The following is an 11,928-nucleotide window of genomic DNA, read 5'->3' as shown; positions in this document are numbered from 1 at the left end:
CGATACTGTCTTCTACTTTCGGTAACGATTTACTATCCCCGTAGGTAGAACTGCTCGCAGCATAAACAAAACGTTTGACTCCGGCATCGCGAGAGGCGATTAACATATTCAAAAATCCCGTAATATTGGTCTCATTCGTTGTCAGCGGGTCTTTTATCGATCGGGGTACCGAGCCTAAAGCCGCTTCATGAAATACATATTCCACACCTTCTACCGCTTTACGGCAATCCGCCGGATTGCGGATATCTCCTACCACCAAACGAAAACGTTCCGGATAGTCCTTTAGCATCGGTAAAAGATTCTCGATATGGCCCGTCGTAAAATTATCCAGACAGACAACTCTCTCACCTTCTTTCAATAATACTTCACACAGGTTGCTCCCGATAAAGCCGGCGCCTCCTGTTACTAATATAGTTCGCATGTTTTTTTGATTTTCATATAACCCGGCACATTCAAATACCGATATCGATTTGATCGGACAAAATATGCCTATTTTAATGAGGAAGATTTTTTACACCTTTATAATATTCCAATAAATATAACCGATACCTCATCCGGGCATCGAATAAAAATTACATCCGCTCTATAACCTCTACCAAAGACGGATGTAAACTCGCAGTAGCGACTGCCATCACTCCTTCTATAGCAACAACAACCCGCAATCCACGTTTAATACGTACAAACCGACCCTCTACACCTTCCCATATTCCCCCTTTAATACGTACCCGGTCGCCTTTCTTCACAGAAACTTCGGTAGGGGTAAGATACATCAATTGTTCATCATAAGTTCCGGCAACAGCAATAAAATCCTGCATTTGCCGATCGGGAATAACCAAAGGCTCGCTACTTTTATATTTCATTATATAGCGAATGGGAAAAGCCGATAAGGTATCTGATTTTATAATATCGATATCAGATTTCGCAGCATGTACAAAAATGAGATTATGTATTACCGGTACCAATTTTCTATGTTTCTGACCGTTAATCTCCCTATCTTCATAATGCATCGGAACAAAGTTTTCGATTCCGACAGAATCAAGATATTCTTTAAATTTCATCTCCCGGCTATAAGTTACCCGCAATGGAAACCAGAATATTTCGGAACTTTGCACCATGCCATATCAAATAAAACCTACCCAAAAGAACATTCCTCGGGGACACCGGAAAAATTATTTTTCCGGTCAATCGAGTTTCGGTTGCCTGATTTACAATAATATTTCAACTCGAATTCCCCTTTCTATTACAGAAACGGGAACTGAAACCGTCACAAAGATATAAATATTTGTATTTATTGTTGTTATAAAAGCGAAATATTATGTATAGATTTTTTTCATTTGTTTATATCTCACTGATTATAAATATTATGCTTTTCGTTTTTAAAACAGGTGGTTATTTATATAATTATAAGTATAAATATAACTGTGTAATATGCTTATATATTAGATTTAAATTTGATACGTTTTCAATTTTATACCTGAATTTATGAAAGAAGGAAATATTTTGTATTTGAATTTATAAATAAATTAAAGTGTCATTAATTATTAAGGAACAATTATATTAAAATGTTGACTGATAAATAATCATGATAATACCATACCTTTATTCAGTGTAAATGATTATGTCCTGTTTCTGTAATAGAAAGAGGATATCCTTGATCTACCGTTTTTCGAAAATTACCTACTTACACAATAAAAAATTCATATACATTCGAGACAAGAAAGTATTCTCGAATTTGCATTATCGATCATAGAAGCATCCAAAGAAGCCAAATATATTTTAGTCATCGTTTCCGATGTATGTCCCATGCCTGCACTGATAACAGACAAAGATATATTCATATTACGGGCAATTGTAGCCCATGTATGTCGGGCTACGTATGATGTTAACGGGATTTCAAGACAAAGCATATCCGATAATTTTTTCAACTGTTTATTATAATAACTCCTTTTATTCTGATACTGTTTATATGCTTTATCCTCGTCTTTTTCGGTAATAATAGGTAACAAATATTCAGAATAAGAAACTTTATGGGCATAACGTTCTAAAATTTCTTTCATACAATCCTCAAGTTTTACCTCCATAAGACAACCCGTTTTTCTACGCGTATAACGTATAAAACCATTTCGAACATTACTCTTTTTAAGAAAGGCCATATCGACAAAAGCAATTCCCCGCATATAGAAACTAAACAAAAACAAGTCTCTTGTAAATGACAAAGAAGAGCAACAGGAAAGATTAAGCCTGATAAGCCTTTTAATAACCGATTCTTCTACAGCCCTTTTTCTTGTTTTATCTATACCGGTATATACCGATTTAAAAGGGAAATGTTGAGTGGTTAACCCAAGATTTACGGCTTTATTATATACCGAACGAAGTTGACGCATATAAAACGAACGAGAATTACGGGAAACCTCTTTTTTTCTGAGCCACCTATCGTATATTACCATCAATTCCCCGGTAATTGCGGTAAACGGGAGCATATCGCAACCTATAAATTCGATAAAACTATTTCTTGCTCTCATATAATTTTGGGCTGTACCCCAATGCCCTTCAGTCCTCAATACAGAAATACATCCGTCTATAAATGAAAAAAAAGACATTTCAGATAATAATCTGTTATATTCACGATAAACATCATCAACAGTATATCTACTCTTATTCTCGATAAATCGGCAAACAATTTTTTCGAGAAGATCCCTTTCAGCTATTACAAAGCAACGTATTTTTCCGATATAATCCTTACGTTCACCCGCATCGATAATAATATCCCGTATTTCATTATCCCATTCGTTTTCAAAAAGCACATAATTTGATTTCATTCGTAAATGAAATTGCTCATGCTTTACTAAATAATAAATACTCCCCTCTTTACTCTGACCGGAAAATTTCCGGAATTCCACTTCTACAATCATCATACTTTCATTAATTATTATCCTATTTTTTTAGGTTGAAAAAACAAAAAAAGAACGGAAAATTCTTCATTTCCCATTCTTTTAATTTTTCGGACATCTCCAATAAAATTCAATCGGATTATAATCTATTGAAAATTCTAAAACAATAACGACATTTATTGCTCTAAAACTAAGCCGGTATCGATATTCACAGTATATACAAAAAAACTTTGTGAATTGTCTTCAAAAGTCACTGTCAGCTTTAACTTCCACTCCGATGTACTTTGATCGAGAATCGTTAAATTCTGCCTATATCCATAAAGAGGAAAAGGACTTTTCAAAAAAGATTTCCAAATAAATTTCTGCTCTTTATAATTATATCGGGACATATCTCCGGGATACACAAATATTCCATCTTCTAAAGAAACCGGGATTATTCTCTGATGGGGTAATATCGTTTTATTCTCTTTTCCCTGATCGTAAGTATCATAGATAAGATCACCATCATTATCGTAACAACATCCCGATAAAAAAAATGTACCTTCATACCAATTAAGGACACCTCCACCCGTATAAGAGACTTTCTTTTCACTTGTCCCATTATAAAAAATACAAGGCGACGGAAAACACGTATTTTCATCCTTATCACAAAAAATAACAATCGCTATAAAACCGTTATCCTTTTTAGAGAGATTACTTATTTTTACCCCATTCAAAATATATTCTCCATACTCACCGTTATAAAGAAATTTCTTTTGATTTTTTTCTGTTACATCAGAATCCTCCCATTCAAACAATTTCTTCTTTCCATTCCTCTCGATCATGCACATCCATAAATGATCATTTTTTAATCCGGCAAACTTGAGAGTATCTCCAGGAGAGCAACGCCTACAATCGATTTTTTCATATTCCGATATATATTCCGAAAATAATTCATCATAAATTCCCCACCCTTTCATATACAATTTTTCATATTTTATTTCTTCTTTTTTACACGCTATAAAAAAAATCGGAAAAATAATAATTAAACTCACCAATTTCAATCTTTTCCCCACCTTCACAGCTCTATTCATTAAAATATAATGCTTATTATCTGTATTTCTCATAAATATAATTAATTAAATAATATCACCTGTAATTAAAGTAAATAATATATAACAGAAAATTAATAGTATAATATTGATAAACAGCGTCTTTAGATAATTATCTTTCTAAAAATAACGGGCTAAAATCATACTCACGATACATATTAAAATAATGCTGATAACCTATAGCAAAAATATCCATAGCAACAATTCTATACCGCTATTTACAAAGTGTCCCTGCGCATCTATTGCATACCATATGCAAAAACAATATAAAAGGTTAGGCAAAAAAATTAATCATGTAAAAAAGAAAACGCCAAAGTATTTTCCCGTAAAAAGCAATTAATCAACAATTACCCTCCTAAATCCTATTGTAAGGAATACATCACCTTTAAGCCAATAATTTTAAATATTCATCATTATTCACAAAATAAATAAAAATATCGATTAAATAAAAATTTTAACTATTTTATTAATATATTTTTCGACATATATAGTCCATTATTACTTTTATATAGATTAAAAAAACGGTCATTCCAATAGTTTTAAGTTGACAGACATTATCCGGTAATCCCTATTAGACTTATTAAAAAAAAAATTCTTCATACGCACCGGTTTCACAATATATGTATCTGATATGCATTTAAAATAACTTTTATTCTATCTCCTATTCTACATGAAAAAAATTTTGTTAACTTGCAGAAGTTTGGCATATTATTTGAACTTATAGAAAAAGTAAATGTTGTAAAACTAAAGTGATAACAGCATTTATTACCATAAAAATATCACGCATAATAAACTTATCCGTATGACTTCCAAAGAAATAAAGAATAGACAAAAAAAAATATACAACCTCCTTACCGACAGAAGACTGAAAGAGGCATTCGGCATATTGTCCGAACTGATCGCAATTCTTCAAGATGGTCATATTTCAGATAAACTGAACGAAATAGAAACGTCGTATAAATACATGATACGCTACATGCTCGATGGGTTTAACGATCCTGAAAGAAAAAAAATATACGACAAGCTGGTACTTTCTACATACAATCTGACAGATCTGGTAACCGAAATTTTGCTCGAAAAAGAATCGGGAGACTTTTATTACAGTAAAAAAAGATACCAGAATATACAACCTCCGGGCTATCTGCAACGATGCTTCGAAGAAGTTGATAATGCTATAAACAACCTGTCTTTAAACAGCTTATTGGAAGATAATGAAAATAATGATGAAGAAAAATTCCGACTCAAGCAAGAAACCGAACATACCGGACTCGAATTATTTACTGCCATAATGACAAATTATCCGACAAACGAAACCGATTATCAAAGTATTGGCAATGCTATCAATGAACAGATATTTCCGGTACAAACGACCTGTCTTATCATTTCGGCACTCACATTAAATTTATTACACCGTTACGATGAGAAAAAATTGCATATTTTACTCGACGGCTACTCGTCACCGGCGGAAGAAATAAAGCAAAGAGCTTTATGCGGTGCACTCATCATAATTTATATGTATAAAGAGCGACTGGCGTTGACACCTTCGATTGCCGAACGTATAGAATCTTTAAAAGAAAATTCGAACTTCTGTACCGATTCGAGAAACATTTTTCTGCAATTTATCAAAAGCCGTGAAACGGAAAGGATTTCCCGAAAATTTACCGAGGAACTATTACCTGAAATGATGAAAATAAGTCCGTCGCTATATAAAAAAATTAAGCCTGACGAACTGATGAGCGATATAAATTCACTGGAAAAAAATCCCGAATGGCAAGAAATACTCGATGAGGCAGGGATTACCGACAAATTGAAAGAATTAAGCAATTTACAGATGGAAGGAGCTGATGTCTTCATGAGTACATTTTCTAATCTGAAATCATTTCCTTTTTTCTCGGAAGCCGGGAACTGGTTACTTCCTTTTTCGACCGATCATACATCTCTACGGAATATTTTTAACAGTGGAGAAGGAAGCGTTAGTTTTAAAAGCATAATAACATCATCTCGTTTTCTTTGCAACTCAGACAAATACTCATTTTGTTTGAGCCTTACACAGGTACCTGATGCCCAGCGAAAAATGATGATATCCCAATTCAGCAACGAAGGTTCCGAAATGGAAAACATCGAAAAGGAAGAAGCAATGCTCACAGCTAATAAAAAGGGCGAAAATATTTCTAATCAATATTTACAGGACCTTTACCGGTTCTTTAAGCTTTTTCCCCGGAAAAACGAATTTTCCGACCCATTTGCTACCGATCTTAATTTGCTGCATGTTCCCATACTCGAATCGATTTTTTCAGGAGAAGAAAGCTTACGGCTCATCGGGGAGTTATATTTCAGAAAAGATTATTATACCGACGCTCTCGAAATATTCAACATACTGGCTGAAAAACAACAATCAAGCAGCGAATTATATCAAAAAACAGGATATTGTTTGCAAATGATCGGCGACCACGAAAAAGCGCTCGAAGCTTATCTAAAGGCAGAAATGATTCATCCCGACAGTGTTTGGACATTACGACGCATCGCACAATGTTACCGCAATCTTAAGAAACCCGAGATGGCTCTCGAATACTATCACCGGGTAGAGAAGCTTCGCCCCGACAATTTATCGGTAGAACTCAACATAGGGCACTGTTACCTTGAACAAAAAGATTACGGGGCTGCTTTGAGGCATTACTTTAAAGTCGATTATCTCGACCCGAAAAGTACGAAGGCATGGCGTCCGATTGCATGGTGTTCATTCCTTATCGGAAAAAGTGAGCAAGCACGCCGCTATTACGAAAAGATACTCGAAGACAAGCCTTCAGCACTCGATTTTATGAATGCCGGACATGTAGAATTCGCATTGGGAAATATACGTAAGGCAATTGAATATTACCGAAATTCGATCACCCTCGAAGACGGTGATATGAAAAAATTTATGCAAAATTTCAAACAAGATACACCTGAACTTATCGATGCGGGAATATCTTCCAACGATATTCCCATTTTACTCGATCAACTCATGTACAGTATTACCGACTAAAAGATACGGGTCAACGGCTACCCAAATCATCGTATAATTTCTGGAGAAAAGCTTTGCCCGCCAATTCGCTTGCGCTTGCATTGGCTCCTTTCAAGAAGATTGCTTTTCCGGCTTCATTATCATAAATGACCTGATTATCGGCATCAAGGAAACCGAAGCCGTCTTTAAAAGTATAATAAGCGAATTTCCGTTGAACCGGATCGGCCATATTTTTGCTGAACGTAAAGTCATCGTAAGGTAATCCGAGTTGTCCGAGTAATGTCGCAGCAATATCTATTTGAGAACCGTATTCACTAACTACACGAGGTTTACTAACAGCACCACCCGTCCATATCATAGGGATATAATGACGTAAAATATCCGATTCCTGAATTCCGACAGGATAACGCATAGCATGATCGGGCACAAAAATTACTAATGTATTTTTCCATTCGGGTGTTTTTTTCAAATCGTCGATAAACACTCCGATACAGCTATCGGTATATGCGACCGAATTCAGATAAGGATCTTTAAATTTATGATACGGTACATCGAAAGGTTCATGACTACTAATCGTCAAAAAAGCTTTCATATAAGGACGTTCTTTCTGATTAGCGATCAAGCTTCTGAGTTTATTAAACGTAACCTCATCATTAGCCCCCCACTTCGAAAGTCGGTCGGCCACGGGAAAATCTTTATCACATACGATATTTTTAAAACCGGTACCGATAAAATAAGATCGCATATTGGTAAAGTCTGCATCACCTCCATATAAAAACTCGGTATCATAACCGTTTTTTTGCAAAGTTCGGGCAATCGACGGTAACGACTGCGATTTCGAAGGATATTTCATGATAGAGGTCGTCGGTTGAGCCGGATATCCGCTCAGGATAGAAACCAGCCCCCGATCGGTTCGGAAACTATTCGCATAAAAGTTAGTAAAGAAAATACCTTCACTTGCCAGCTTGTCAAGATTCGGCATAATTCCACCAGGAGCTTCGGCATAAAGACTATCCATAGCAATACCCGAAAAACTTTCGAGGATTATCATCAGTACATTAGGCCTTTTATCTTGTATCCATAACAAAGAATCGGCAACCGTATAAGGATTTCCGCCCTTTAATCTTTCAAACTCTTTTTCAGCCTGGTCTTCATCCATATATCGGTATTGTTTCTTAAAATCCTGGCCTTTCGATATTGAAGTCATAAAACTGAAAACAGGATTAATAGCGGCATGATTCAACGAAATCTCAGGACTGAAATAAACTTTACCGATGTTCATCGTAGAAACAGAAAAACCGCCACGGGCCGGAATAATTAAAAGTGCGGTGATCAGCAACAAAACTACCGTATCACGCCCACGCCTGCGAATAAATTTCCAACGAACTGTAGGTGAAAGAACAAATCGGGAAAGAGGATACCAAATAAGTAGGAAATAAACGATAATGCATAAAGGAACTAAAATCAACGCAGCCATGGGGACACTAGCCATAGCATCGGCCGGAGAACTCAAATAAAAGAGCGGAGTTGCGTCCATGCGAAATCCCCAATAACTGTAAAGTTCTGCATCGCAAATAAATATTACCGATGAAACAATACATACCGGAATAAGCCACAACTGATTAGCCAAATATATCCAACGTCCTTGAATCCATACCGACAATACTGCTATAAGAGCCGGTATAAATAAAATATAGGCCGATAAAGAGAGGTCGAGCGGCAAACCATGCCACATTACCCGTAGCCAATCCGTCATATCGAACGAAGTATAAAGACCTGCATGATAAATCATAAACAAAGGTTTCTGCAAAATAAATACAAGCAAAAACCAGGCATATATTTTTAATAAAAAAATTAATCTTTGTCCCATTATTTTTGATATACTTTTTCACAAAAGTAAAATAAATAATACAAATCTGTTCAAACACAGTTATCAGCCTGTCGATAATTAATATTAATTAATAAGGAACCTTTATGAAAACAATGAATATTTATAACTTTGTCACCGATTTCAAAAACAATTTCATGAATAAATCAGTATTATCATTAGTTCTAATTGCATTTACATACATGACACAAGCTGCTAATCCTTTATTGGGAAAATTCAACACCCTACATGAGACCATTCCTTTCGGAATTATTAAAATAACCGATTATGAACCGGCTTTCGACGAAGCGATCCGAATACATCAAGAAGAAATCGATTCTATTGTAAATCAAACGGAAACTCCGACATTTGAAAATACAATAGCAACTCTCGATCAATCGGGAAAAATGCTCGGAAGAGTAAGTTCTGTCTTTTTTGCGTTACTGAGTGCCGACGGAGATGATGAAATGAATGAAATATCTCAACGAATATCTCCCAAACTCACTGAACATGGGAATAGTATCACATTGAACGAAAAACTATTCGAAAGGGTAAAGTCGGTTTATGAACAACGTGAAACTCTCGATCTCACCTCTGAGCAACAAATGCTTCTTACTGAAACTTACGAGAGTATGGCCAAGAAAGGAGCCAATCTAAAAGGTGAAAACCGGGAAAAATACCGCCGCTTAAAAACAGAGCTTAGCCAACTGACCCTTCAGTTCGGACAGAATGTTTTAAAAGCGACCAATAGCTTCGAAATGCTGCTTACCGATAGCGCCGATCTGGCCGGCTTACCGGAAAGTGTTATGGAAGCGGCTGCATACCAGGCAAAAGAAAAAGGAAAAGAAGGATATTTATTCGACCTCTCCTTTCCGAGTTATGTGCCTTTTATGAAATACTCGTCCCGTCGCGACCTGCGCGAAAAAATGTACAGAGCATATAATTCCCGCTGTCTGCAAGGAAAATACGATAATACCGATATACTAAAACGTATTGCGGAATTAAGATATGAAATTGCAAATCTGATGGGAAAAGAAAACTATGCAGAATACGCTCTGGAGTTTAAAATGGCAAAAAACAGCCATAATGTATATAACCTTTTAAACCGGTTGCTCGATGCTTATAAACCCGTAGCCGAAAAGGAAATACAAGAGGTTCAGGTTTTCGCAAACCGGATGGAAGGTAAAAATATCCCGCTTATGCCTTGGGACTGGTCTTATTACTCCGAAAAATTAAAAGATGCCAAATACGACTTGAATGACGAAATAATGAAACCTTATTTCGAACTGGAAAAAGTTAAAATGGGCGTTTTCGGCCTGGCGACACGTCTTTACGGCATTACATTCAAACCCAACAAAGACATCCCAGTTTATCATCCCGAAGTAGAGGCCTTTGAAGTGTTGGATAGTAACGATCGTTACATCGGTGTATTATATACCGACTTTCATCCTCGCGCAACCAAACGCAGCGGTGCATGGATGACTGAATTTAAAGGACAATGGAAAGAAAACGGAGAAGACAGCCGTCCGCATATTACCATTGTAATGAACTTCACCAAACCAACCGGAGATAAACCGGCACTCCTCACCTACGACGAGGTAAACACTTTTTTGCATGAATTCGGACATGCCTTACATGGCCTGCTTACCGAATGTACTTACACCTCTCTTTCGGGAACGAATGTCTACCGGGATTTTGTAGAACTTCCTTCTCAATTTATGGAAAACTATATGACCGAAAAAGATTTTCTCGACACATTTGCCCGGCATTATCAAACAGGAGAACCTATTCCGCAAGAACTTATCGAAAAAATCAAAGCCGCTTCGCAATACAATGCCGGATATAACTGTGTTAGGCAATTGACGTTCGGTTTACTCGATATGGCTTGGCACACGATAAATTCTCCGGTAAAAGATGCCCTCAAATTCGAGCAAGATTCCATTTCCCGTACACAATTATTCCCGATTGTTGAAGGTACGGCTATCAGTAACCAGTTCGGTCATATATTCTCGGGGGGGTATGCCGCAGGATATTACGGCTATAAATGGGCAGAAGTATTAGATGCAGATGCATTTTCATTGTTCCGCGAAAAAGGAATTTTCGATAAAACGACAGCAACCTCATTTAAAGAAAATATCCTGGAACGGGGCGGATCAGAAGACCCGATGACACTCTATAAACGTTTCAGAGGACACGAGCCCGGTATCGAAGCCCTCATGAAAAGAGACGGGATTATCGAAGAATAAACCCTAAATTTATAAACATAGGCGCCGTTGAATAAAAATCAACGGCGCCTTTTTAATTCTAAGACTTAAAATATAACCGACATTCGGCCAAACGCCTGTTGACTAATCCGATAAGTCTACGGCCGCCTGCAAATACCCATTTCGAAAATTCATCTCCAATACTTTTGTCATTCGGGTCACGGTTTACTTTACGTAATAACGTACTCTTTTTAAAATTTCCTTCTCCCAAATTAAAGATAAACGACACCAGCGCATCGAACTGATTTTGGGTAATCGTCCTCTTCACATACCTTGATACAACGTCTTCAGCCTCCGAAATATCCTCTTTCAAAAAATCCTCTGCCTCAGATTCGGTAATAATCATACCGTCTTTTACATTTTTACCCGTATGTCCGTATCCGATAGTAAGCACACCTGCCGGGCAACGATAAGTCAACGGTACAAACTTTTCGAACCGTTTTATCAATTCTATTCCCTCCTTACTTGTTTTCATTACCGTTTTTATTTTGAATTCTTTCGGGACAAATCGTTTTATAACATCTCAAACCTTTCAAATAAGTAATCTCACATTTCAATTCCGAAACGTCGGCCATCGCTTTTTGAGCTTTGTCAAGCATTTCAAAATAATCTTTCGTCAACTTGTCACATTTTTTCGTGAGATATTCATAATCATCTTGTTTTAAATCCTGTTTCTTCCGGTTATTGTCCAAAACTATACTTTCTGCAGCAGCAAACGCTTTTTTACGTTCGGCTCTGAGAAATATAAACTGAAAAATATTCAATCCACCGAATAATCCGGTCAGAACCACCCATAACTCACTCATATAAT

The 11,928-nt window shown here is 36.4% G+C and carries 9 protein-coding genes; 2 read left to right on the top strand and 7 right to left on the bottom strand.

Annotated elements, in window-relative coordinates; translation table 11 throughout:
* The 4 genes from NMU02_RS03445 to NMU02_RS03430 all read right to left on the bottom strand — a co-directional run.
* On the bottom strand, positions 1 to 421 hold a 421-nt coding region (locus NMU02_RS03445), incomplete at its 3' end, for an SDR family NAD(P)-dependent oxidoreductase (protein WP_255025812.1).
* 151 nt (positions 422 to 572) lie between these two features.
* Positions 573 to 1,115 carry a UpxY family transcription antiterminator gene (locus tag NMU02_RS03440; RefSeq protein ID WP_255025810.1) on the bottom strand — a complete coding sequence of 181 codons (543 nt, stop codon included), beginning with the start codon at positions 1,113 to 1,115 and terminating at the stop codon, positions 573 to 575.
* Between the two features lie 582 nt (positions 1,116 to 1,697).
* Positions 1,698 to 2,915, bottom strand: coding sequence for a tyrosine-type recombinase/integrase (locus NMU02_RS03435; RefSeq protein WP_255025808.1), 1,218 nt, complete (start codon positions 2,913 to 2,915; stop codon positions 1,698 to 1,700).
* 152 nt (positions 2,916 to 3,067) lie between these two features.
* Positions 3,068 to 3,997 (bottom strand): hypothetical protein, encoded by a 930-nt coding sequence (locus NMU02_RS03430; protein ID WP_255025805.1) that lies wholly within the window; start codon positions 3,995 to 3,997, stop codon positions 3,068 to 3,070.
* Between the two features lie 787 nt (positions 3,998 to 4,784).
* Between NMU02_RS03430 and NMU02_RS03425 the strand changes: the two genes are divergently transcribed.
* Complete coding sequence (locus NMU02_RS03425; RefSeq protein ID WP_255025803.1) at positions 4,785 to 7,007, top strand: tetratricopeptide repeat protein; 2,223 nt, start codon at positions 4,785 to 4,787, stop codon at positions 7,005 to 7,007.
* Between the two features lie 10 nt (positions 7,008 to 7,017).
* Here the strand turns inward: NMU02_RS03425 and NMU02_RS03420 are convergent, their stop codons facing one another.
* The gene (locus NMU02_RS03420; protein ID WP_255025802.1) at positions 7,018 to 8,856 is read right to left on the bottom strand and encodes an LTA synthase family protein; all 1,839 of its coding nucleotides are present in this window, start codon (positions 8,854 to 8,856) and stop codon (positions 7,018 to 7,020) included.
* A 155-nt stretch (positions 8,857 to 9,011) separates the two neighbouring features.
* Here NMU02_RS03420 and NMU02_RS03415 point away from each other — a divergent pair, with 155 nt between their 5' ends.
* Complete coding sequence (locus NMU02_RS03415; RefSeq protein ID WP_435522010.1) at positions 9,012 to 11,099, top strand: M3 family metallopeptidase; 2,088 nt, start codon at positions 9,012 to 9,014, stop codon at positions 11,097 to 11,099.
* A 58-nt stretch (positions 11,100 to 11,157) separates the two neighbouring features.
* Here NMU02_RS03415 and NMU02_RS03410 read toward each other — a convergent pair whose 3' ends face one another.
* Positions 11,158 to 11,592 (bottom strand): lysozyme, encoded by a 435-nt coding sequence (locus NMU02_RS03410; protein WP_255025800.1) that lies wholly within the window; start codon positions 11,590 to 11,592, stop codon positions 11,158 to 11,160.
* Entirely contained in the window at positions 11,579 to 11,923 is a 345-nt protein-coding gene (locus NMU02_RS03405; RefSeq protein WP_255025798.1) for a hypothetical protein, read from the bottom strand. Before NMU02_RS03405 ends, NMU02_RS03410 begins: the two co-directional genes overlap by 14 nt.
* Positions 11,924 to 11,928 lie beyond the last annotated feature (5 nt).

This window comes from Coprobacter tertius, assembly GCF_024330105.1.
Lineage (GTDB): Bacteria > Bacteroidota > Bacteroidia > Bacteroidales > Coprobacteraceae > Coprobacter > Coprobacter tertius.
Note: the sequence above shows the minus strand (reverse complement) of the source record. Positions and strands in the feature narration are given on the sequence as shown.